19 protein-coding genes are annotated in these 22,348 nt (G+C 61.0%); 10 read left to right on the top strand and 9 right to left on the bottom strand.

What is annotated here, in order from left to right; all coding sequences use genetic code 11:
• Positions 1-339: 339 nt before the first annotated feature.
• Together ACKI1H_RS22770 and ycaC are read left to right on the top strand one after the other, a co-directional pair.
• Positions 340-750 (top strand): helix-turn-helix domain-containing protein, encoded by a 411-nt coding sequence (locus ACKI1H_RS22770; RefSeq protein ID WP_138525227.1) that lies wholly within the window; start codon positions 340-342, stop codon positions 748-750.
• 186 nt (positions 751-936) lie between these two features.
• Entirely contained in the window at positions 937-1,566 is a 630-nt protein-coding gene (gene ycaC / locus ACKI1H_RS22765) for an isochorismate family cysteine hydrolase YcaC (protein ID WP_045214256.1), read from the top strand.
• Between the two features lie 527 nt (positions 1,567-2,093).
• Here the strand turns inward: ycaC and yghU are convergent.
• Positions 2,094-2,930 (bottom strand): glutathione-dependent disulfide-bond oxidoreductase, encoded by an 837-nt coding sequence (gene yghU / locus ACKI1H_RS22760; protein ID WP_440466428.1) that lies wholly within the window; start codon positions 2,928-2,930, stop codon positions 2,094-2,096.
• A 264-nt stretch (positions 2,931-3,194) separates the two neighbouring features.
• Here yghU and ACKI1H_RS22755 point away from each other — a divergent pair, with 264 nt between their 5' ends.
• From ACKI1H_RS22755 to ACKI1H_RS22725, 7 genes are all read left to right on the top strand, one after another.
• Positions 3,195-4,742: a sugar ABC transporter ATP-binding protein gene (locus ACKI1H_RS22755; protein WP_440466427.1), complete on the top strand. Its 1,548-nt coding sequence runs from the start codon at positions 3,195-3,197 to the stop codon at positions 4,740-4,742.
• A 14-nt stretch (positions 4,743-4,756) separates the two neighbouring features.
• The gene (locus ACKI1H_RS22750) at positions 4,757-5,779 is read left to right on the top strand and encodes an ABC transporter permease (protein ID WP_440466426.1); all 1,023 of its coding nucleotides are present in this window, start codon (positions 4,757-4,759) and stop codon (positions 5,777-5,779) included.
• A 24-nt stretch (positions 5,780-5,803) separates the two neighbouring features.
• Complete coding sequence (locus ACKI1H_RS22745; RefSeq protein ID WP_138526863.1) at positions 5,804-6,859, top strand: substrate-binding domain-containing protein; 1,056 nt, start codon at positions 5,804-5,806, stop codon at positions 6,857-6,859.
• A gap of 10 nt (positions 6,860-6,869) precedes the next feature.
• Positions 6,870-7,553, top strand: coding sequence for a molybdopterin-dependent oxidoreductase (locus ACKI1H_RS22740; RefSeq protein ID WP_440466425.1), 684 nt, complete (start codon positions 6,870-6,872; stop codon positions 7,551-7,553).
• A 369-nt stretch (positions 7,554-7,922) separates the two neighbouring features.
• The gene (locus tag ACKI1H_RS22735; RefSeq protein WP_440466424.1) at positions 7,923-10,304 is read left to right on the top strand and encodes a TonB-dependent receptor plug domain-containing protein; all 2,382 of its coding nucleotides are present in this window, start codon (positions 7,923-7,925) and stop codon (positions 10,302-10,304) included.
• A gap of 63 nt (positions 10,305-10,367) precedes the next feature.
• Complete coding sequence (locus ACKI1H_RS22730) at positions 10,368-11,744, top strand: APC family permease (protein ID WP_440466423.1); 1,377 nt, start codon at positions 10,368-10,370, stop codon at positions 11,742-11,744.
• Positions 11,744-12,196, top strand: a complete 453-nt coding sequence (locus tag ACKI1H_RS22725; protein ID WP_440466422.1) for a DUF3574 domain-containing protein — start codon at positions 11,744-11,746, stop codon at positions 12,194-12,196. The genes ACKI1H_RS22730 and ACKI1H_RS22725 overlap by 1 nt, the downstream gene beginning before the upstream one ends.
• Here the strand turns inward: ACKI1H_RS22725 and speE are convergent.
• A complete protein-coding gene (speE, locus tag ACKI1H_RS22720) occupies positions 12,181-13,047 on the bottom strand; it encodes a polyamine aminopropyltransferase (RefSeq protein ID WP_440466421.1) in 867 nt (288 codons plus the stop codon). The two genes, ACKI1H_RS22725 and speE, sit on opposite strands and share 16 nt — an antisense overlap.
• Positions 13,047-13,505, bottom strand: a complete 459-nt coding sequence (locus ACKI1H_RS22715; protein WP_440466420.1) for a DUF3574 domain-containing protein — start codon at positions 13,503-13,505, stop codon at positions 13,047-13,049. The genes speE and ACKI1H_RS22715 overlap by 1 nt, the downstream gene beginning before the upstream one ends.
• 438 nt (positions 13,506-13,943) lie before the next feature.
• Between ACKI1H_RS22715 and ACKI1H_RS22710 the strand changes: the two genes are divergently transcribed.
• Positions 13,944-14,459: a hypothetical protein gene (locus ACKI1H_RS22710; RefSeq protein ID WP_138526856.1), complete on the top strand. Its 516-nt coding sequence runs from the start codon at positions 13,944-13,946 to the stop codon at positions 14,457-14,459.
• Between the two features lie 233 nt (positions 14,460-14,692).
• Here the strand turns inward: ACKI1H_RS22710 and ACKI1H_RS22705 are convergent, their stop codons facing one another.
• From ACKI1H_RS22705 to ACKI1H_RS22680, 6 genes are all read right to left on the bottom strand, one after another.
• Entirely contained in the window at positions 14,693-15,238 is a 546-nt protein-coding gene (locus ACKI1H_RS22705; RefSeq protein ID WP_440466419.1) for a hypothetical protein, read from the bottom strand.
• 233 nt (positions 15,239-15,471) lie between these two features.
• A complete protein-coding gene (locus tag ACKI1H_RS22700; RefSeq protein ID WP_440466418.1) occupies positions 15,472-16,014 on the bottom strand; it encodes a hypothetical protein in 543 nt (180 codons plus the stop codon).
• 111 nt (positions 16,015-16,125) lie between these two features.
• Positions 16,126-16,680, bottom strand: a complete 555-nt coding sequence (locus ACKI1H_RS22695; protein ID WP_440466417.1) for an XAC2610-related protein — start codon at positions 16,678-16,680, stop codon at positions 16,126-16,128.
• Between the two features lie 174 nt (positions 16,681-16,854).
• Entirely contained in the window at positions 16,855-17,427 is a 573-nt protein-coding gene (locus tag ACKI1H_RS22690) for a hypothetical protein (protein ID WP_440466416.1), read from the bottom strand.
• Positions 17,424-19,877 carry a hypothetical protein gene (locus ACKI1H_RS22685; RefSeq protein ID WP_440466415.1) on the bottom strand — a complete coding sequence of 818 codons (2,454 nt, stop codon included), beginning with the start codon at positions 19,875-19,877 and terminating at the stop codon, positions 17,424-17,426. The genes ACKI1H_RS22690 and ACKI1H_RS22685 overlap by 4 nt, the downstream gene beginning before the upstream one ends.
• 22 nt (positions 19,878-19,899) lie before the next feature.
• On the bottom strand, positions 19,900-22,269 hold the full coding sequence (locus ACKI1H_RS22680) for a type VI secretion system Vgr family protein (RefSeq protein WP_440466414.1): 2,370 nt from the start codon (positions 22,267-22,269) through the stop codon (positions 19,900-19,902).
• Between the last annotated feature and the right edge of the window lie 79 nt (positions 22,270-22,348).

The raw sequence follows: 22,348 nt of genomic DNA, 5'->3' as shown, positions 1-22,348 counted from the left end.
CTCATCGTTGAGCCATCCTGTGCCGGTCGTGGAGTTTTGCCGGCGGGCTTAATAAGGATTAACGCCAGGCACGCTGTAGCACGGCTGGCGAAACGGTGCCCGGCTGCCAGCTGTGCCGTTCTCTTGAGCTGCAAGCCACGCAGTACAAGGCAAGGCGGCAAGTTGCCGGCGCGTTCGGCATGTTCGCGAGCTGCCGTGCGGACCCTGGAATTCTTCGCTCCTGGCCGTCGAACTGCTGTCTTTCCTCTTCTGCGGGTTAATGCGGTTTAACCAGCTTTAACTCGCCGCTACCCCTGCGCCCACAAAGAATGGTCTGCAGATCGCAGGGGAGGGACCAGCATGTTTCAGAGACTCATCAGCCAGATTCCAGTGAGCGCCCCCAAGCGCGACCTGGCCCCGTGGCAGAAGGAGCGCGCCCAGGCGCTGCTGCTCAAGCATCTGGACGTCGGCATCACGGTCAGCGACCTGGCTGCCGCCTGTGCGCTGTCACGCAGCGATTTCACCCGCAAGTTCAAGGTCACCACCGGCCACTCGCCCCAGGCCTGGATGCGAATCCTGCGGGTGGAAAAGGCCAAGCAACTGATGCGCGAGTCGGCCTTCGCGCTGGCGGAGATTGGCCTGCAATGCGGCTTCTGCGACCAGGCGCATTTCTGCCGGATCTTCTGCCGCATCGAAGGCGTCACGCCGCTGAGCTGGCAGCGCCGTTTCCTGGACGAGAGGCGTCAATCCACCTGGCGGCACGCGGGCTAGCCCCGACCTCCGGCGGCATTGTTGCTATTTATCGTTCTTTAAATGGAACGCTAGAAGCGAATTTTGCCGTCTGGTGGAGCAAGGGTGTCGAATTTAATCTCTCTTCCCATGCAGTGACGCACTGCAGACGAGTCCAAAACCTTCCGGCCCAGCCGGCCCCACTGAAAGCAAATCGAGGATTTCACCATGACCAACGCCACCTACAACCGCCTGGACAAAGACAACGCCGCCGTCCTGCTGGTCGACCACCAGGCCGGTCTGCTCTCGCTGGTCCGCGACATCGATCCGGACAAGTTCAAGAACAACGTGCTGGCGCTGGGTGACCTGGCCAAATTCTTCAACCTGCCGACCATCCTCACCACCAGCTTCGAAACCGGCCCCAACGGCCCGCTGGTACCCGAGCTGAAGGCCCAGTTCCCGGACGCCCCATACATCGCCCGCCCCGGCCAGATCAACGCCTGGGACAACGAAGACTTCGTCAAGGCGGTGAAGGCCACCGGCAAGAAGCAACTGATCATCGCCGGCGTGGTGACCGAGGTCTGCGTGGCATTCCCGGCGCTGTCGGCCCTGGCCGAAGGCTTCGATGTGTTCGTGGTGGCGGATGCTTCCGGCACCTTCAACGAGATGACCCGTGACGCCGCCTGGCGCCGGATGGAAGCGGCCGGTGCGCAGCTGATGACCTGGTTCGGCGTGGCCTGTGAGCTGCACCGCGACTGGCGCAACGACATCGAAGGCTTGGCGGCGTTGTGCTCCAACCACATTCCGGATTACCGGAATCTGATGACCAGCTACAACGCGCTGACGGCTGGCAAGTAAGCGATCGCTGAAATGCAGAAACCGGGGCCTCGAAAGAGGGCCCGGTTTTTTGCTTTTCGTAGGAGCGAGCTTGCTCGCGAACCGCTGTGGCACGGCGCCTGTTCGTAGGAGCGGACTCCGTCCGCGATGTGTATGCCTCGCGCCTTGGTTTCCAGCGTCGCTTCGGCGTGCGCGCGAACTTCCGGTTTCGCCCCCTCGGGCGAGTCCCTTTTGGCAAACGCCCCAAAAGGAACCAAAAGGTCTTGCCCCGGACATCCGGTTTTTCGCCTAGGCGAAAAATTCCCTCGTTGAATTGAAGTTTCAGGGGCACGCGCTGACGGGCCATCCCTGGCCCGACAGCGCTCTCGCGACATCCGTGTCGCTCAACCCCTGAAACTCCAATTCAACGAGGCCTCCTGAACGGGGCGGTTCGGAGCGTGTGGGCGTCTCTCTGGAAGACTCATCAAGCCAAAGCCAAAGCCAGCGCTGGTCCTGTAGGAGCGAGCTTGCTCGCGAACCCGATTCACTCGGGGATATCAGTGACAGCCTCAGCGCGTGAAATCTTCCGCACTGTGCCGCTCCGGCAACGCATCATCGCCCCAGGTGCGGTTGACCCGCCGGCCACGCTGTACCGCCGGGCGCGCGGCGATTTCGTCGGTCCAGCGGCGCACGTGGGTGTAGCTCTCCACGTCGAGGAACTCGGCCGCCTCGTACACCTGGTTGTTCAGCAGCGCGCCGTACCAGGGCCAGATCGCCATGTCGGCGATGCTGTACTCGTCGCCGGCGATGTAGCGGTTTTCGGCGAGCTGGCGGTCGAGCACGTCGAGCTGGCGCTTGACCTCCATGGCGTAGCGGTTGATCGGGTACTCGTACTTCTCCGGCGCATAGGCGTAGAAGTGGCCGAAGCCGCCGCCGAGGAAGGGCGCGCTGCCCATCTGCCAGAACAGCCAGTTCAGCGTCTCGGTGCGCTTGGCCAGGTCCCTGGGCAGGAAGTGGCCGAACTTTTCCGCGAGGTACACCAGGATCGAGCCCGATTCGAAGATGCGCAGCTCCGGCTTGACGCTGGTGTCCAGCAGGGCGGGGATCTTCGAGTTCGGGTTGATCTCGACGAAACCGCTGCCGAACTGGTCGCCGTCGCCGATCTTGATCGGCCAGGCATCGTACTCGGCGTCGGTCACGCCCAGTTCCAGCAGCTCCTCGAGCAGGATGGTGACCTTCACGCCGTTGGGCGTGGCCAGCGAATGCAGCTGCAACGGGTGCTTGCCGCGCGGCAGCTGCTTGTCATGGGTCGGGCCGGCGATGGGCCGGTTGATACTGGCGAAGGTGCCGCCGTTGCTCTTGTCCCAGGTCCAGACGCGGGGGGGAATGTAGGTTTCGTTCGCCATCTCGACTACTCACTTCCGGGTTGAATGCTCAGGATGCTAACCGTCCGCCTGCGGACGCGTCAGCCGTTTTTTCGGCCGCTGTTGCTGGGCGAACAGCGAGGGGCGCAGCGGTGGAGCGGTTGTTAGCTTATGCATAAACGATATTAAAAATAAGTTGATGCATGATTTGAGATTATAAAAGAATCGCCGCTCAGTCCAACGGCGAAGCTCTGATACGGCGCTCTCGCTCTTCCGCGCCGACTCGCGTCTCGTACAGAGAGCCCCATGTCCACCCAGTCCGTTACCGCCGCATTCCTCCGCCTCGATGGCGTCGGCAAATCCTTTGCCGAGAACCGCGTGCTGGTCGACCTGAACCTCGACATCCGCCCGGGCGAAGTACTCGCGTTGCTGGGCGCCAACGGCGCGGGCAAGTCGACGCTGGTGAAGATTCTTGCCGGCTCCCACGCCCACGACACCGGGCAGTTGCTGATCGATGGCGAGGCAGTCCGTTTCGCCGCGCCGCAGGATGCTCGTCGCCACGGTATCGTCGCGGTGCATCAGCAGGTGGAGCAAGGCGTGGTGCCCGGCCTGAGCGTTGCAGAAAACCTGTTGCTGGACGAACTCTGCGGCGCCTCCGGCTCGTTCCTGTTCAGCCCTGGCGAGGTGCTCAAGCGTGCCACCGAAATCGCCGCGGCCCTGGAGTTGCACCTGCCGCTGCAGGCGTCCATCGAAACCCTCGGCACGGCCGACCGGCAACTGGTGATCCTGTCCCGCGCACTGGCGCTGAAACCGCGCCTGCTGATCCTCGACGAGCCCACCGCATCGCTGTCGACCGTCGAGGCCGAGCGTCTGTTCCATCTCATCGACCATCTGCGCAAACGCGGCGTGGCGATCCTCTATATCTCCCATCGCCTGTCGGACCTGCAACGCGTGGCGGACCGCGCGCTGGTGCTGCGCGATGGCCGCCTGGTGGGCGAATTCAATGCGCCACTGGACCTCGGTGCTGCCGTGGAGTCCATGCTCGGCGCCGCGCTGGGCGAGGCCGGATTGCTGCCTTTGCAGCGTGGCGCGAACGTGTTGTCCCTGCGCGACTGGCAGCTCGAAGCCCATAGCGCGGCCTTCGACCTGGACTTGCATGAAGGCGAAGTAGTTGCCCTGACCGGCCTGCTCGGCGCGGGCAAGAGCGAGATCGCCGAAGTGTTGTTCGGCCTGCGCAAGCACCATGCGGGAGCGATCCGTCTCGATGGACGCGACTGGCTGCCGCGCACACCGCGCGAAGCCATTTCGGCCGGAGTGTTCTTCGCCGCCGAGGACCGCGCGCGCAACTCGCGGGTGCCGGGGTTCTCGGTGCGCGCGAGCATGACGTTGCCGTTCCTGCGTGGTTTCACGCGCTTGGGCTTCATCGACCGCAACGCCGAGCGCGCGGCGGTTGCCGAGCAGATCGAAGTGCTGGGCATCAAAGGGCCCGCTATCCAGGGAGACGGCATGGAGTCCGCATTGGAACTGCTCTCCGGCGGCAATCAGCAGAAGGTCATCCTCGCTCGTTGGCTGCTGGGGCAGGGCCGCGTGCTGATCCTCGACGAGCCCTTCCAGGGCGTCGACGTGCGCGCCCGCCGCGACATCGGCCAACGCATCCGCGCCAGCGCCGCCGGCCGCGCCACGCTGGTGATCTGCAGCGACCCGGACGAAGCCCTGGAAATCGCCGACCGCATTCTCGTCGTCCGCGACGGCGCGGTGGTCGCCGAACTGCCCCGGCACGATCTGCAACGCAGCGAGATCGTCGCCCACCTCACTCCGATCCACCCTTCGCATCAGGAAATTTCGCATGTCTGAAAAAGGAGCCGTGCGTGTCTAGAACTGCCGTGGGCAGCCCGGCGACGCTGTCCGTCGCACGCCTGCTCGACTTCCTCATCCACTACGCGCTGCTCCTGCTGCTGGCCTTGCTGGTGCTGGTGTTCGCGTTGCTGGAACCGGCCTTCCTGCGGGTCGGCAACCTGTTCCTGGTCCTGCAATCGGTGTCCATCGTCGCGCTGCTCGCCCTGGGCGTGACCCTGAGCATGACCGTGGGCGGGCTGGACCTGTCCATCGGCGCGGTCGCCGCGCTGAGCCTGATGAGCGCCAGCTACGTGATGGTGGTCCTGGGCTGGGGGCCGCTGGCGGCGGTCCTCATCAGCCTGGGCCTCGGCACCCTGGTCGGGCTGCTCAATGGCTGGCTGATCGTGCGCATGCGCGTGCCGGACATCCTCGCCACCCTCGGCAGCATGTTCCTGGTGGTGGGCGTGCAGCTGATTCCCACCGGTGGCCGCTCCATCGCCGTCGGCATGACCTTGCCCAACGGCGATGAAGCGCCGGGTGCCTTCGCCAGCGGGTTTCTCGCCCTGGGGCGCGCCCAGTTGTGGGACCGCGTACCGGTGCCCGTGGTGATCATGCTTGGCTGCGCGCTGCTGGTCTGGCTGTTCCTCGAACGCACGCGGCCGGGCCGGCTGTTCTACGCCATTGGCGGCAACGAGCAGGCCGCGCGCCTCGCCGGTGCGCCGGTGGAGCGCTACAAGCTGCTCGCCTACGTGCTGTCGGCGTTGCTGGCCTCGCTGGGTGGCTTGCTGTTGGCGGCGCGCCTGGGGCGGGGCGACGTCAGTTCCGGCAACGGGCTGGTGCTCGATGCCCTCGGTGCCGCGCTGATCGGCTTTGCCGTGCTCGGCGCGCAGAAGCCCAATGCTTTCGGCACCCTGGTGGGCGCCGTGCTGGTGGCCACGCTGCTCAACGGCCTGACCATGCTCAACGCGCCTTACTACGCGCAGGATTTCGTCAAGGGTGCCGTGCTGGTCGCAGCCCTGATGTTCACTTTCGGTCTGGCCCGGCGCGGGCGCTGATCGCTTTTTTCGGAGATTCAACGGATGAAATTCACCCCCGCCAAATCCCTGCGCGCGCTGTTCGCCGCCGGCCTGTTGTTGTCCGGCGCAACCTCTGCGCTGGCGGCTGGTCTGCCCGGTGCGCCGGCACCTTTCGACAAGGGCGGCGTGCAGATCGCGCTGGTCGGCTACCTGTTCTCCGGCGACTTCCCCGAGGCCTACCTGCGCGGCGTGGAGAAGCAGGCCGATGCGCTGGACGTGAAGCTGCGCGTGTTCGACGCCCGCCAGCAGGCCGCCACCCAGCGCGAGATGCTGGAGCAGGCCATCGACCTGGGCGTGGACGGCATCATCGTCCAGCTCGGCCTGGCGGAGACGCTCAAGGATTCCATCGACAAGGCGCTGGCCAAGGGCATCAAGGTGGTCACCTTCGACGTCGACGTGAACGACCCGCGCATCACCCGCGTCGAGCAGGATCACCGCGAGCTGGCGCGCCTGGCGCTCAAGCAGGTGCTGCAGGACAACGGCAATGCCTTCGAGGCCGGCTACGTGTACATCGACGGCTTCACCCCCATGGAGCGCCGCGACGAAATCTGGCGCCAGGTGAAGGCCGAGAACCCCGGCATCGTCGAGAAGGCGCGCTTCGGCACGCTCAATGCCCCCATCGCCAACTCGGTGGCTGATCAGGCCAGCGCGGTGCTGCGCGCCAACCCTGGCATCAGCGTGTTCTTCGCACCCTTCGACGAGTTCGCCAAGGGCGTGAAGATCGCCGTGGACGAGGCCGGCTTGGGCAAGCAGGTGAAGATCTACAGCGCCGATATTTCCACGGCCGACATCCAGATCATGAAGGAGGAGGGCAGCGCCTGGAGCGCCACCGCGGCGGTCAATCCGGAAGTGGCCGGCGCCATCAGCGTACGCAGTCTGGCGCTGCGCATCGCCGGGGAGAATCCCGGCGAGCAGGTGCTGGTGCCGCCGACGCTGATTACCCGCCAGCAACTGCTGGACCTGGACGTGAAGAACGTCCGCGACCTGGCGCGCAAGGTACCGGCCTTCGGTGAGGCGCAGAAGGTCGCGCAGGCGCCGTGGATTCCGCTGGCCAACTGAGGATCGGACGATGCATGACAAGGCCGGGCGCCTGAAGAAGGCGCGTTCGCCCAAGGGCGACCCGCGCTATGGCGAGCGCCTGCCGCCGGGGCAGGTACTGACCGAGCGTTTTCCGATCCTGCATGAGGGCGAGGTACCGGAATACGCGCGCGAAACCTGGCGCCTGCGCCTGTCCGGTGCACTGTCTGGGCAAAATCTCGGGCCGCAGCTGCTGGAACTGAGCCTGGACGATCTGCTGGCCTTGCCGCAGCGTGAGCTGGTCTGCGATATCCATTGCGTCACGCGCTGGTCGAAGTTCGACACCGCCTGGCGCGGCGTGCACCTGTCCGACTTGTTCGAGCACTACGGTGTGCAGCCAGCCGGGCAGTTCGTCATGGCCTACGCCGACCACGACTATGAGACCAATCTACCGCTGGAGGACTTGCTACGTCCGGACAGCCTGCTCGCCACGCATTACGCCGGCGAACCACTCACCCCGGTGCATGGCTGGCCGCTGCGGCTGGTGATCGCCGGGCGCTATTTCTGGAAGAGCGCGAAGTGGTTGCGCGAGCTGGAGTTCAGCACCAGCGACCGCCACGGGTTCTGGGAGCGCAACGGCTTCCACAACGAGGCTGACCCGTTCCGTGAGGAGCGTTTCTCCGGCGCCGCGCTGGATATTCCCGAGGATGAATGGGAGCGCAAGGCCTTCGATTGAAGGGCTCGCTGTTGCTCCAGCAACACTGGCTGTTGTTGCTGTCAGGTCACTGTAAATAGTTATAAACAAAGCATTTTTTATTCGTTTGAAAGCATTCTGCCACTAGCTAGGATGACGCCTTCCCCATCGGGTCATGGATGACCCGCGATACCGAGAGCCGCGCCTTTTCGCTCATCACGAACAGTGACCGGCCGTGACACCTGGAGCGCTTTCCCGAGCACTGTTTTCTCCACCCTGAGGGGGACAGTCGCTCGCGGTTTCCGGACTTCCGACACCAACCGCTCAAGTCAAAAGAACCCAAAAAAGCGGAGTTCCGGACTCGCCGCCAACGGCGAGTGGCGCTCTTTAAGCGAGACAGGAGTATTTCGCGTGTTATCCCGTTCCCTTATTGCCGTTGCGGTGGCCTCGGTCATCGCCCAGGCCTCCGCGCACGCCGACGAAAGTTCGTCGACCCCCGAGGCCACCACCAAGCTGGAGACCGTGCTGGTCACCGGCACCCGCGGAAACAACCGCACCCTGCTGGATTCCCCAGTACCGGTGGATGTGCTCACCGCGCAGGACCTGCAATCCACCGGCGCCGTCGGTGGCGAACTGGGCCAGGCCCTGGCGACGCTGCTGCCGTCCTTCAACTTCCCGCGCCAGTCCAACTCCGGTGGTGCTGACCATGTGCGTGCCGCCCAGCTGCGCGGCATGAGCCCGGACCAGGTGCTGGTGCTGATCAACGGCAAGCGCCAGCACACCTCGGCGCTGGTCAACGACTCGTCGAAGATCGGCCGCGGCACCGCGCCGGTGGACTTCAACTCGATCCCCATCAGCGCCATCAAGCGCATCGAAGTGCTGCGCGACGGCGCCGGAGCGCAGTACGGCTCCGATGCCATTGCCGGGGTGATCAACATCATCCTCGACGACGCCCCCGAAGGCGGCGAGGTGACCACCAGCTATGGCGCCTACCACACCCACCAGGACGCCATCGGCAAGACCACCACCGACGGCCAGAACTCCTACACCGCCGCCAAGGCCGGCACCCGCCTGGGCGAGGACGGCTTCGTCCGTGGCGGCGCGGAATTCATCAACCGCGAGCCGACCAACCGCGCCGGCTACGACGGCTTCGCCGACACCCCCGGACAACGCAACTATGTGATGGGCGACGGCCTGGCGCGTGACGTCAACGCCTGGTTCAACGGCGATGTCGCCCTGGGCAGCGGCAAGCTGTATTCCTTCGGCCTGTACAACGAGCGCCACACCACGGGCGCGGAGTTCTACCGCTACCCGGACGAGCACCCGGAGATCTACCCCAACGGCTACCTGCCGCAGTCCCTGGGCGACAACACCGACCTTTCCGGGACCGTGGGCTACAAGGGCCTGATCGCCGACACCTGGGACTACGACGCCAGCGTCACCCACGGTCGCAACCGCTTCGAATCCTCGACCCGGCGTACCCTCAACGCTTCGCTGGGCGAAGACACGCCGACCCGCTTCGACACGGGTGATTACGAGCTGCGCCAGAGCGTCGCCAACCTCGACCTCAGCCGCGAGCTGAGCCTGGCCGGGCGGCCCTTCGTGCTCGCGCTCGGTGGCGAGTACCGCTACGAGAATTACATCACCACCGCCGGCGACGAGGCCTCGTACTACGGCGTCGGCGCGGACGGCGCCAACGGCCTGCGCCCCAGCGAAGAGTCGGATATCGACCGCAATGTCTTCGGCACCTACATCGATCTGTCGGGGGATCTCACCGACCAGTTCTTCGTCGATGCCGCTGCACGCTGGGAGCGCTACGACGATGCCGGCAGCAAGCTCACCGGCAAGCTCAGCGGGCGTTACCAGCTGACTCCGGTACTGGCCCTGCGCGGCGCGGCGTCCACCAACTTCCGTGCGCCATCGCTGGCCCAGGTCGGCTACCAGAGCACCACCAGCAACTTCGGCGACGGCGGCACGCTGACCGATATCCGCGTGCTCTCGGTGAACGATCCGATCGCCCGCGCGCTGGGCGCCGAGAAGCTCGACCCGGAGACCTCGAAGAACTTCAGCCTGGGCCTGACCGCGCAGCTCAATGATCGCTTCGACCTGTCCTTCGATGTGTTCCGTATCGACGTCGATGACCGCATCACCCTGTCCCAGCGCATCGGCAGCGACGCCATGGAGCAGTTCATCCAGGACAACTTCGGCGTCGCTGGCGTGCACGACGTGAACTTCTTCACCAACGCCGCCGACACCCGCACCGATGGCGCCGAGCTGGTGCTCAACTACCACCAGCCCTTCGTCGGCGGCCAGCTGGGCGTGACCACCGCGTACACCTACAACCACACCAAGGTGCGCAGCACCAAGGCCACCCCGCAACAGCTCAGCAACCTGGGCATCGGCGAGGACGCGCTGGTCGGCGTGGAGGAGCGCAACACCCTCACCGACGCCGCGCCCAGGGACCGCTTCATCCTCACCACCACCTGGAGCGATGCGCAGTGGAACCTGCTCGGCCGCCTGACCCGGCAGGGCGAGACCACCCGCGTGTTCGACTTCGGCGACGGCTACCACCCGGAGCAGACCTACGGCGCGGTATGGCAGCTGGATGCCGAGGTGGCCTACAAGTTCACCCCGCAGTTCAGCCTGGCGGTGGGCGGCAACAACCTCACCGACAACTACCCGGAACGCTCCAGCTCGGAGATCAACTACGGCGGCAACCTGCCGTACGACGTGCTCTCGCCGATCGGCTCCAACGGTGCGTACTACTACGCCCGTGCGAGCTATTCGTTCTGATCGGCTCTTCTGAAAATCCAAGGGGCCGCATCGCGGCCCCGACTCCTTTTGCGGAGCCGACCCATGGCTGACAACTTCGCCGCTGACAAGCCGGCCGGCCCGCGCCGGCACCTGGGCGCTATCCACGCGCTGCTGCTGACGCTGGGCATGGTGATCACCAGCGACATCCTCAAGACCGCGCCCACGGTAGCGCTCAACGTCGGCGAGGAGCACTTCTACCTGGTGTGGATTCTCGGCGGCCTGCTGTCGATGGTCGGCGCCCTGTGCTACGTGGAGATGGCCTCGGCCTTCGCCCATCCCGGCGGCGACTACCACTTCCTCGAACGTGCCTACGGCCAGCGGGTGGGCTTCCTGTTCGCCTGGTCGCGCTTCGCCATCCTGCACACCGGCTGGATCGCGCTGATGGCCTTCCTCTTCGCCGATCACTTCAGCGCCTTGCTCGGCCTCGGCCAGCTGGGCAATGTGCTGCTGGCGGGCGGACTGGTCGCCGCGCTGGTGGCGCTCAACCTCGTCGGCTGGCGGACCAGCTTCGGCACCCAGGCCGGCCTGGTGGTGCTGGTGGCGGCGGGCTTCCTCGGCATCGTCGGCGCCGGCCTGTGGCTGGAGTGGCGCGGCGTCGTCCCGCCCGTTGCGCCGCCGGTGGAGCCGGAGCAGGTCGGCGTGGCCGGCTTCTCCGCCGCGCTGATCTACGTGTTCCTCGCCTTCGGCGGCTGGAGCGACGCGGCCACGCTGTCGGCGGAGCTGCGCGATAACCGCCGGGGCATCTTCACCGCCATGCTCGGCGCACTGGCGGCCTTGCTGCTGATCTACCTGGCGCTGAACTGGGCGTTCATCCGCGGCCTGGGTTTCGCTGGCCTGGCCGCCAGCGGCGCGCCGGCACTGGAACTGCTCGGGCTGGCCTTCGGCGCGCCGGGCATCGGGCTGATCATGGCGGTGGTGGTGGTCTCCGCGGTGGCCAGCATCAACTCCACGCTGATCGTCGGCAGCCGCACCACCTACGCCGCTGCCAGCGACGTACCGGCGCTGCGCGTGCTCGGCCGCTGGGATGTGCGCCACGGCGTACCGCGCGCCGCGTTGCTGGCCGAGGGCGTGGTGGCGCTGCTGCTGATTGCGGTCGGCGGCTGGAGCGGTCACGGCTTCAACACCATGGTGGAGTACATGACCCCGGTGTACTGGCTGTTCCTCAGTCTCAGCAGCGTGGCACTGATCGTCCTGCGCCGCCGTCACCCGGAAGTGCCCCGGCCGATCCGCGTGCCGCTCTATCCCTGGCTGCCGCTGGGCTTCCTCGCGGTGTGCCTGTACATGCTGTATTCCAGCGTCGCCTATGTCGGCTGGGGCGCCTTGCTCGGCGTCGCTGTGCTGGCGCTGGGCGCCGTGCTGCAACTGATCCTGCGCCCGCGAGCGGGGCAGGCGCGAAGCTGGTCGGAGGAGGGCGCCTGATGCGCGCGAAAGTGCTGTGGCGCAATGGCGCCTTGATTGTGCTCTTCGCTGCAGTGCTCGGGCTCTGGTTGAACGAACCGACCGCCAGCGCCAGCGGTGAAGCCAGCGGCCGGCGCATGCTGCGCACCGAGCTGTACCTGGAAGCGGTGGAACTGTCGCAGTGGGAGGACTTCCTTGCCCGCGAGGTGACGCCGCGTTTCCCCGACGGCTTGAGCTGGCTCGACCTGCACGGCCAGTGGCGCGGTCCCAGTGGCGGGCCGGAGAAGCTGCCGTCGCGGATGCTGATCCTGATCCACGCCGACAACCCCTACACGCGCCAGGCTTTGGCGCAGATCGGCGCGGACTTCAAGCAGCGCTTCGGCACCGCGGTGCTGCAGGTCAGCAGCCCGGTTCGCGCCCGCGACCCGGACTGGACGCCGCAGCGCCTGGACAACCCTCAGCTGTCGCGCTGAAGCCCGGCCTCGATCAGGTCGAGCATGTAGCGCGGCAGGGCGAACGCCGCCTGGTGCACCTCGGGGGTGTAGTAGCGGGTCACCAGGCCGCTCTTCGCGAAGCGCTGGCGCAGGGTTTCCAGGTCGGTGCGGCGAACCTTCTCGCTGTTCGACGCCCAACCGAAGGCCATGCTGCCGCCGATGTAGGTCGGCACCGCCGCATGGAAGAAGCCCCAGTCGGCGAAACTGTCCGCCAACCGCCGCGCCGTGCCGCCCAGTTCCTCCGGCTGGAGGAAGGGCACGCCGTTCTGCGTGGCGAGGATGCCGCTGGCGCCCAGGCGCTGCTGGCAGTTGCGGTAGAAGGCATCGGTGAACAGACTGGCAGCGGGGCCACCCGGATCGGTGGAGTCGCAAAGGATCAAGTCGAAGCTCTCGCGGCTCTGCGCCAGGTACTCCAGGCCATCGGCGTAGACCAGCCGCAGGCGCGGATCATCCAGCGCGCCGGCCGAATGCTTCGGCAACAGTTCGCGGCACAGTTCGACCACCTGCGGGTCGATCTCCACCGCGACGATTTCCTCGATGCCGGCATGCCGCACGATCTCCCGCAGGATGCCGCCATCGCCCACGCCGATCACCAGCACGCGGCGCACCGCGCCATGGGCGAGAATCGGCACGTGGGTGAGCATCTCGTGATAGACGAACTCGTCCGCCTCGGTGGTCTGCACCACGCCATCCAGCGTCAGCACACGGCCGAAGCGCCGGTTGCGGAACACCTGCACCTCCTGCTGGCCGGTATTGCCCTGGTAGATCGGCTCATCGACGCTCAGCGCCTGGGCGTAACCCGCGTACAGCGTTTCGCGGAATTCGCTCATCAGAAGGAAACCTGCGCCGGTTGCGACAGCCGCAGCACGGAGAGGTCGCCGGTGATGCGCTTCCACGCCAGGCGGATCGCCTCGATGTCCTGGCCGCGCGCGGCGCTGTCTTCATGCAGGATCACGATCACCTTGGTGCTCAAGCGCTCGGGCGCGGACGCGCCGTGGTCACGCCACTGGCCGTAGGCATCGTAGGCAGTGAAGCCGTCCGGGAAGCGCGGCGTCACCTCCTGGTCGAGGAACTGCCGCCAGCGCTGCTCGCTGATCTTCTCCTTGCCGTTCTCCTGGCCCAGCGCGAAGTACAACTCGGTACGCAGCCACTGCGCCTGCGCCGGCCGGGTCGGATCACCCTGCAGGGTGGAAGTGGAAGGGTTGGTGGTATGGACGGAAGGAGCGGGCGCAGTGGCGCAGCCGAACAGCGCCAGGGCGAGGCTGGCGGCGAGCAGGTGGCGGAGCATGGGACTTCCTTGCGATGGGATGACAGTTGAACCAGACCGCCACTATAGAAGCTCACTAGTTATTTCATTAAATATTAAAAACGCATTCTCATATGCCTGAATTGGTGAGTCTGGAATAGGCATGTAAGCGCTCTAGGACGTGGCTTGCCGCCAGAAACGAAGTTTTTGCGAGCGGGTTAGATTCAATATTCACTACGGTTCTTTGCTAAGCACTGGATGGGATATCCATGTTGCCGAAAGTCACTCCAGGGATTCGCTGGAATTCGTTTCAGCGTCGTAACTGAAGCTATTGCGAACAAAGCGGAAATCATCGAATCCGAATCGCGAGGGGATCCGACAGAAACCGCCGTTCCCCCGCCATCTTGTCGCGCCGCTGCGCCTTCCTAGAATCGGCCCCATTCGCAGCACTTCATTCCAATCCATTCAGGGAGCTCCACCATGATGAACGCCATGCAGATGCCGATGAACACCAACGCCATGATGCCGATGATGGGCATGCCGATGATGATGGCGACCCTGGAATGCGAGATGCTCGACGACGGCATGCTGTGCCGCATGAAGCCGGCCATGGGCATGGAAATGGCCCTGTTCCGCAACAGCGCCGAGATGATGGCGATGATGATGAACTGCGGCATGCCGATGATGATGCACTGCGGCAACCTGATGATGATGGGCCTGTCCCAGCCGGCCATGGCCATGATGCCGATGATGGGCATGATGAACCCGATGATGCCGATGCCGATGATGGGCATGAACATGGGCATGCCCGCCATGAAGTGCATGATGGAGTGCTCCCTGCAGGGCGACATGATGCTGTGCAAGATGATGCCGATGCAGGGTATGAGCATGGACATGCTCAACAACTGCTGCCAGCTGATGAACAAGATGATGGACTGCGGCATGCCCATGATGATGAGCTGCAACGGCATGCCGATGATGTGCTGCACCTGCTGATCGCGGGGCGCTGAAATGAGAAAGGCCCGGCAGGGGAACTTGCCGGGCCTTTTGTATTCTTCGAGACTTAAAATGGGGTTTGTTACTACTGAAGGCAAGGTTTGTATTAGGGGAGGGTGGTGATAAATAAATCTGTCCCCTTTCTTCCTCACGTGGCTAGGGTATTCATGGTTGGATTGGGTATGTAAGTCTGTCAAATTCTTATTTAGATTGAGTGGGTTCTCATGGTGAGGTTATTTCAGGTTGTTTTCAAGGTTATTTATTTCCTGTATATCCTCTTCATAGAAGTCGCTGCATTTTATCAATGCTTTGATTGTCTTCTTTTTTGTATTCAATAACGTTAGGCAGACCAGAGTCTGTCCGTTTTCTTCTTTTGCTCCTTTGTACTCGATTGTTCTCATGTCAATTAGTTTCCAGTTTGGGTGCGCGATTTTTTTTCTCGCTGTTGATGGAGAGAGTGTTGAGTTGTTAGGGGTTGGCAGATTAAATAGCTCTGTATAGATTTCTGATGATGATATTTTTCTTGTAATGAAGTGTGGTTTGTCGCCAAGAATTAAAATTATTGGAATGTTGTCTAAATTTGTTGCGTATGCGGATTTTTCGACGTTTCGTTGTGCCGTAATTACAGTAATTTCCTCTATTTTTTTGCACTCCGTTCTGTAGTTTGATGGAAACACTCTTCTCGCATTGCAGTGTTGGCTGTCTTGGTCTGCCAGGGCTGAGTTGGATTGAACTGCAGTCGCCATAAATATGAATATAAATCTATTAAGTTTTGTCATTTAGTGTTCTCCAGATTTTGGCAAATGCTTGAGTTCTTAAGCTGTTCCCGTGAGGTGTGCCATTTGGATGGCCTAAATTCACAATTGATCCTACTTTTCTGGAAACGTCGGGTGTCGCTCCGATGTCTGTATCAAAAAAGGGGACAGATTTATTTTTCTGCTCTAAATCTGATTAGTTAACCAGAGGGCGGAGAGAGAAAAATAAATCTGTCCCCTTTCTTTTGTGATTGGGATTATTCGGAAAAATCAAAGCTCTTTAATATATTTTGGAGTCGGGTGACATCTTTGGGGTCTTTTGTAGAGATTTCTCCATCGCCACAAAGTGCTTGATAGTTATGGATCATGCAGAAGTGGAATGTTAGTTTTGGGGCGTTATTTGTTACTAAGTAGCCGTAAGAGTCTTTGGATTTTAAATTGTAAATATTTGATTTTTGGTCTTTGATTTTATGGCTAAAGTTGTGCATTCCCCAGATTTTGTCTTTATAATTGTAAATTACCTTGATGTCGTCGGTTTCATATCCATATTGAAGAGCTTCTCCGGCATTGACACACGACCAGGATTTTATTATGGAATATTGCGCGAAGTAATCGGCGTCGGACTGTTTATCGTTCTTTTTATCTGTGAGCCTTACTTTGCAATCTTTACTTGCTGATAGTATATATTCCGCCTTTGATTCGCTAGATATTTCCCTGTACGGCCCTCCCGAAAGCGGGGCGGCCTCTGTTTGCATTGAGATGAAGATAATTGTCAAAATATTTACTTTGGGTCTTATCAATTAAATGGTCTCCGGCTAGTGTAGTCCTCCGGGAATGGAAGTGTCATACTTCCTATCTCCTTTCTGTTTCTATATCTCTGCAGTAGCAGGACGGGTTAAGCTGCAATATCATCACTTGTCATTCAGCCTTTTTACTTGCTTTTTAAATATTCGACCGTTCTTATAGGTTTCGATGTAGCTGAATGCGTTCCCGGTTGAAGGTTCGCAATATGTTCCTTTGATAAGTGATAATTGAAGTTCTCCGTCACTTCGGTATTTGTACTGCTCTATCCAATTGTCGCAATTGCTTGACGAGAAACAAGTCCCAGAGACTATTCGTCTTGATTTATCTATTTGCAAGCAAGGCAGATTGCTTATTTTGTCATTTTTTACGTATTCATCTTTTGATTTGTCGTAAAGAAATACTGAGGAAAGTTGAACCTGTCCTGATGGCGGATGTGAGACTATGATGTCTTGATAGCCATCAAAATTTACATCCTTGCATTCAATTTTGTCACCAGCAGATATGTCTTGGCTTAGTTCGATATTTCTATTTCCATCAGTGGCGCATAATTTATTTATTTTGCACTCAGCAACTTGATATTTTTTATTTTTGGCCGTGCACTCCAATGCAAGTGCTGCTTGAGAGGTGAGGAGTGTTGAAAGTATTGTGGCTGTGAATTTCATGGTATTGGTCTGATTATAGTTTATGGTCTTACTGATCTTCCATTTTCACCAGGGAGTTAAGTTTTGCTGAATGCCAGCAAGACCGAAAGGTGGACGTATTTATTTTCTGCTCTAAATCTGATCGGTGAACCAAGGATAGAGATGCGAAGCATCTGTCCACTTTTTATTTTCTGATTATGGTTGTGGGGTGATTGATATGTCTTTTATGAGATTTTTAATCTGCATAGATTCTCTTTTTGATAATGGAGTGGAAGGGTCTATGTTTACATAGAAGCACGGATTATTAGATGCTTTGGGGCATGCCAGGAATTGGTCTGGAACGGCGCTCTTGTGCCCGTCTCCAAATATTGAGTTTACGTAGGCAACAGTCGCTACCCAGTTGTTGCCATGCACTTCTTTTTCCCAGTTCACCACTCTATAATATCGACCTCCTGAGTCCTCCTTTTCTATTTCAAGCTTTGCTCTTGTGGGTTCCTCTGTTGTGAGGGGTGGAGCTGTGTAGCAAGAGATGTTGATGCTGGCAGGTATATTTTTTTTGCCTGTCTCCATTGTTGTTGTTATTTTGTTTGTTTGTACCCCATTGCTTGTTTTTGATTCTATAATTTTAGTATTCTTTAATGTATTTCCACTGATGCTGTAGCCACAGAGGTGATTTTTTTCACTTTTAATGGCTGATTGTGATTCTCCTCCACTGGCTGCGGAATTTAAAGCGATTGCGATGGTCGCGAGTATGGTTTTTTTATTCATGGTAATGTCCTTCTTTGGAAGTCTTCAGGAGTGTCGGTATGCTCCCCATTAGCTCCCTCGAATCGAGGCGTGTCTGATAACACCATGATTGCGTTTGTGTATGCTGTTGATCGGTCGACTAAGCCGTTCATGTTTGGGCTTGCACTGCCTGTGGCTGCTGGGTAGTTAACCGCAGTGGCAGTGTCCGTAAAGGACTGATTGAAGTACCAAATCTTTGAGCCGTTATTGGTTTGTATTTGTCTTCTATTATTTGCCGATGGGATGTCGGAAAAGCGATTGGCATTCCCCACTTGAGGTAGACTCGGGTTGTTGGAGGTTGGGGTGGATTTGTCGGGCCATATCCAGTAGGCCCCCGCACTGTGACAAGCCTGTCTGGATATCTCGCCGATTTCATCTCGCCAGATTAATTCGTTTGCCGTTGCTGGGGTGCTTGGGTTTTTTCCAATGAACCTGAAATACTTGTAGTAGTTGTTGTTCCCGTCTCCGAGATTGCCATTTGGGTTGGTAAGTTGGAGAAGGCCTCTTCCATACCAGCCAGCATGTAGCGTTGGGTTGTTTCCGTTTGACTCCTTGAGATATCTAAACCAGCTAGTCTCTTGTGTTGAGTTTCCAAAGAAGCATGCTTGCCTTATTGGGGTGTTTATCAAGAATTTTTGCAGGGTTCTGTTTATTTCTACTGAGTGTTTTTTTATGAAATTAATCGCGGCTGTTATGTTCGGTTGCTCCCATATGCCTTGGCTTGGGGAGTTGTTTGATCCCGGCTTTCGGATGACGTTTTTTGGGATTAACTGAGTTAATTCGTTTGGAGATATCCAGCCGCACCGCTTAAATGACATAACAAATTCTTTTGGCGGGAAATGCCAATGCTTGCTTTCTATCCCCTCTAAGCCAGCCTCCTCCCAAAACGCCAACGCGTGATGGTGTCGCTCAAGTTTCTTGAAATCATCTTCCGGCATAGGCCCACCATCAGCGACCCGTTTCAGCCACCCATAGCGAACATCGAAATCATTCTTTGCCCATTCAGTGGGGAACTTGCAGATCAGACGTTTGAGCTTGGCCTGATTCTCAGGCTCTTTCAGCCGGGTCGTGTTCAGTTCCCGCTCATCCAGGTACTGCTCGGACAGCCGCCGCCGGTCGCCGTCATACATGCTGTCGTACTCCGCCGAGGTGGCAATGGTGGTGGCATCGGGTTTCCGTGGCGGCGGGTCGCTCAGGTAGCTCGGCGGTTCGAGCAGACCGCGGATGTAGTCGGACTGGCAGTGGCTGTCCTCGTTGGTGTCGTCGTCGATCAGGCGCCAGCCCATCCAGTGGGGGAAGTCGGCATCACTGAAGCGGGTGACGCCGGGTGCGTTGAGGTTGAACCAGGCGTTGCGCTCCGTTTCGCCGGCCTCGGTGCGCGGCGGGAGGCTGATCTTCCGCCAGTGGGCGGCGTTGGCCGGTTGCAGGGCATCTGGCCCCAACACGCGGCCGAAGCGCAGTAGTTCATAGCCGGCACTGGGGCAGCCGGGGTAGCGGCGGGTCGCTGTGGTGTAGAGGTTGTATTCGAAGTCCGTGTCTTCCTGCTGGGTGCCAATCAGTTCGCCGCCGAGGAAGTAGGTGGTGAGCTGGCATTGGCCCCGTTCATAACGCATGCGCACGATCAGGCCCTTGTTCATTTCGCCGACGATTTCCGGCCGGTATCCGTCGATCTGCGAGGTGACTACGGCCAGCGAAGTGAACTTTCCGTTCGCGTCGTACCAGCCTGGGGGGAAGCTTGGGCTCTGGAAGCTGAGTGCCGACGGATTGGTGGGTTGCGCGAAGTTGTTGGGGGGCGAGGCGTAGCCCTGCACCGGGGCAGGAACGAAAAAGTACATGTCGCCCCAGCAACTGTCGGTGCGGCCGTCCTGGGCCTGGTAGTCGAGGTCGCGCTGCTGGCGGCCGGTGAGGTGGGCGATCTGGCTGTCGTCGGCGATGATCTCGAAGTGAATCTTGCCGGCGCTGCCGTAGATTTGCCCGGCTTCGCCGATGCTGTCCTTGCGGTAGATGCGCTGGTTGATCTGCGGGTTGGCGATGTTGATTTTCGACAGGTGCATGTAGATCGAGAAGAACACCACTTGGCCGCGTTCGCCTTCACCGATCTCGGTTTCGTGGCGCAGGACGAGGCAGCCGTTGTCAGTCCAGCCATCGTCGACGCTTTGCGGGGTTCGGTATTTGAGAGCGTGGAATTCGTCGTTGGTCTTGGCAGTAGGGGCGCGGAAGTAAACCAGCTTGCCGTCCGCGATGGCGCGTACTGGCAGCGGCTGGCCGTTCTCCCGGGGGGCACTGAGGTGCATGCCGCCGTGCCAGTTGAGGTCGAAGCTCAGCGGGAAGGCGCCATCACCGGGCTGGCCACCAGGCATGGCGCGTTCGACGAAGGCTTCGTCGGTTTCACCCGCTATCGGGGCGGGAATGAAGGGAGGGCTGATGATCATCGGAAGGGTCCTTGCGCTTCGCTTACAGCGAGAGGGGGTAGCCGCTTTGGGGCTTGGGTTCGTCGTTCAGTTCGCGGGGTAGCCAGGGGACGTCCGGATGCAGCTTGGCCGGCCCGCGCATGTCGAAGTGCGAGGCCTTGATGGTGAAGTCGCCCTTGGTGCCCAGCTCGATGTGGTACGGGTCGAGGGTGATGCAGGTACCGCCGGCGTTGAGGGTGATCTTGCGTTTGGCGGTGATGCGGATTTCGTCTTCGGTGCTGACAATGTCCAGCCCGTGTCGGGCGAGCAGTGCCAGGCCGTCGTTCTGCGCCTGGATGATCACCGGGCCCTGGTTGGCGAAGAGCTTCATGCCCAGCTTCCTGGCGAACAGGCTGATGCCTTCGCCGACAGCGGTGGTGAAGCGCTTGGCGACGCTGATGTCCATGTTGGCGCCGGCGGTGGCGATCAGGTTCTGCGCGGCGGCGATCTGCAGGTGCTGGCCGCTGGTGAGGGCGATGCCGTCCGGGGCGCTGGCGAGGATGCCGGGTTGCTGCAGCAGGTCGAGGGCGGCCTTGAGTTGTTCGGGGGCGTAGAGGTCCGGTGCCTCGACCATGGCCAGCGCAGCGTCGCGGGCCATGCCGCGGAGTTCTTGCAGGGCTTGCTCCAGCTCGCGAACGGCGGCCTGCATGTCCAGCGTTTCGCCCTGGGCGCCGGGCTGGGCGTCGGCGCTGATGAACAGGCCCTTGCCGGCGCGGATGGCGCCGTGGCCATCGGTGCGCAGCTCGAAGCCTTCGCCGCGTTTCTGCTTCTGCGCGTCCACCAGGTGCCCGAGGTTGAGCTGGCTCTTGCCGCTGTGCTCGGTGGAAAGCTTGATGTGCTCCTGGCCGCGTGTGTCGTCCAGGCGCAGCTTGTTGTTGGCCGGCGTGCGCAGCACGTTGCGCTTGTAGTTCTGCAGGGTGACGAGGTCGGGGTGCCGCGAGTCGTGCATGGCATGGGCGATGTAGGGCCGGTCGGGGTCGCCGTTTTCGAATTCGACGCGGACTTCGGTGCCCTGGATCAGCGGAAAATGCAGGCCGTAGGTGTCGCCGGCATAGGGCCGCGCGAAGCGCAGCCACAGGGACTCACGCCCGGCCGGCCAATGGTCGCGGTCGAAGAGGAAGTGGCATTTGTAGCGGCCTTCCTTGTCGATGTGGCCGTACAGGTCGTTCGGCTCGGGGCTGGTGACACGCGCCGGCAGGCTGCCGGCGATGACGGGTTTGGCTGGCACGTCGGGGCGGAAGCAGACCTGTTCGTGGTAAGGGATGGCCTCGAAGTGCACCTCGAAACTGCGGTCGCGGGCGGCACTGCTGTGCAGGCGGACGATCACCGCGCCGGGCGCGTAGGCCTCGTCGACGGCATCTAGCTTCAGCACCTGACCGGGGACCAGGACGGGGCTGCTGGTGCTGCCGGTCAGGCGCGTGCGGTTGTTGAGGTAGCGTTCGTGGGCAAGGCGCGCATAGAAGTAGCCGCTTTCGCTCTCCAGGTCTTCGTCCTGGGCGTAGGCGTCGCCGAGGGTCTGGTGCGCTTCGCCGTAGTGGTAGGCCTCGCCATAGGTGGTCTGTGGCGACTTGAGCAGGTCGACCTGCGCATCCAGCGAAGCGCCGGCATCGCGGTAGTGATAGGCGCGGTTGCTGACTTGCTGCAGCACCAGTTCATCGCGGCTCTGCAGGCCCCACACGGCATCCTGGCCGCTGGACTCCAGCGATGAGAGCGGGCGTAACGGCAGGGACGGCGCGGGCAGGTAGTGGCGCTGGTCGTCGTGGAGCTCCAGCACCTCGATGCGCAGGCGCTCGTCCATGCTGAAGCGATACCAGATGCCCACCTCGGCGGTGAGGCGCTGAATGAAGGCCAGGTCGTCCTCGCCGTACTGCATCACCTGTTCGCGCTGCGGGTACTCGCGGGTCAGCTGGAAGAGGAAATCCTGCCCGGCGAAGTTGTTGCGCCGCAGGACCTGCTCGACGATCTCCGGCACGCTCTGGTTCTGGTAAATGCGGTACTGACGGGCGAACCCCAGCAGCTTCAGGCGCGGCACGAAGGTCACTTCGTAGCGCGATTCATCCCGCGAGTAGGCCAGCAGGGCGAAGCGAGTGATGGTGCCGTACAAGGTGCGCAGTGGCGCGGCAATCGGTGGCGTGTAGCCGGGGATGCCGAACTGCTCGGGCGGGGCACGCAGGCTGAAACTGGCGTCCCGGCACAGGAAGCTGTCGCCCTCGAGGTCGCGATCGGTGCTGGTGAATTCGATGCGGTAGGTGAAAGGCTGGCTGAGGGCTTCGTCACCCTCGAAAGCGAGCACGTCGAGCGGGGCTTCAACGTCCCTGACGTGCAGGGTGTGGCGGCTGTGGTCGAAGAACCGGTGAGCGGCGTTGATGAGCATGGCAGGCGTCCGTTCCAGGGGAACGACGATCCCACCAGTTAGGCCATTGCCTTGTCATTCAGACCCGTCTGGAAATTCC

This window comes from Pseudomonas sp. YH-1, assembly GCF_051990045.1.
Taxonomy (GTDB): domain Bacteria; phylum Pseudomonadota; class Gammaproteobacteria; order Pseudomonadales; family Pseudomonadaceae; genus Pseudomonas; species Pseudomonas nicosulfuronedens.
Note: the sequence above shows the minus strand (reverse complement) of the source record. Positions and strands in the feature narration are given on the sequence as shown.

Coding starts and splice junctions, on each gene's coding strand:
- speE (WP_440466421.1), bottom strand. CDS start 13,047: ATGAGCGAATTCCGCGAAACGCTGTACGCGGGTTACGCCCAGGCGCTG.
- ACKI1H_RS22725 (WP_440466422.1), top strand. CDS start 11,744: ATGCGCGCGAAAGTGCTGTGGCGCAATGGCGCCTTGATTGTGCTCTTC.
- ACKI1H_RS22770 (WP_138525227.1), top strand. CDS start 340: ATGTTTCAGAGACTCATCAGCCAGATTCCAGTGAGCGCCCCCAAGCGC.
- ACKI1H_RS22680 (WP_440466414.1), bottom strand. CDS start 22,269: ATGCTCATCAACGCCGCTCACCGGTTCTTCGACCACAGCCGCCACACC.
- yghU (WP_440466428.1), bottom strand. CDS start 2,930: ATGGCGAACGAAACCTACATTCCCCCCCGCGTCTGGACCTGGGACAAG.
- ACKI1H_RS22745 (WP_138526863.1), top strand. CDS start 5,804: ATGAAATTCACCCCCGCCAAATCCCTGCGCGCGCTGTTCGCCGCCGGC.
- ACKI1H_RS22730 (WP_440466423.1), top strand. CDS start 10,368: ATGGCTGACAACTTCGCCGCTGACAAGCCGGCCGGCCCGCGCCGGCAC.
- ACKI1H_RS22755 (WP_440466427.1), top strand. CDS start 3,195: ATGTCCACCCAGTCCGTTACCGCCGCATTCCTCCGCCTCGATGGCGTC.
- ACKI1H_RS22715 (WP_440466420.1), bottom strand. CDS start 13,505: ATGCTCCGCCACCTGCTCGCCGCCAGCCTCGCCCTGGCGCTGTTCGGC.
- ACKI1H_RS22740 (WP_440466425.1), top strand. CDS start 6,870: ATGCATGACAAGGCCGGGCGCCTGAAGAAGGCGCGTTCGCCCAAGGGC.
- ACKI1H_RS22695 (WP_440466417.1), bottom strand. CDS start 16,680: ATGAAATTCACAGCCACAATACTTTCAACACTCCTCACCTCTCAAGCA.
- ACKI1H_RS22710 (WP_138526856.1), top strand. CDS start 13,944: ATGATGAACGCCATGCAGATGCCGATGAACACCAACGCCATGATGCCG.
- ycaC (WP_045214256.1), top strand. CDS start 937: ATGACCAACGCCACCTACAACCGCCTGGACAAAGACAACGCCGCCGTC.
- ACKI1H_RS22690 (WP_440466416.1), bottom strand. CDS start 17,427: ATGAATAAAAAAACCATACTCGCGACCATCGCAATCGCTTTAAATTCC.
- ACKI1H_RS22705 (WP_440466419.1), bottom strand. CDS start 15,238: ATGACAAAACTTAATAGATTTATATTCATATTTATGGCGACTGCAGTT.
- ACKI1H_RS22685 (WP_440466415.1), bottom strand. CDS start 19,877: ATGATCATCAGCCCTCCCTTCATTCCCGCCCCGATAGCGGGTGAAACC.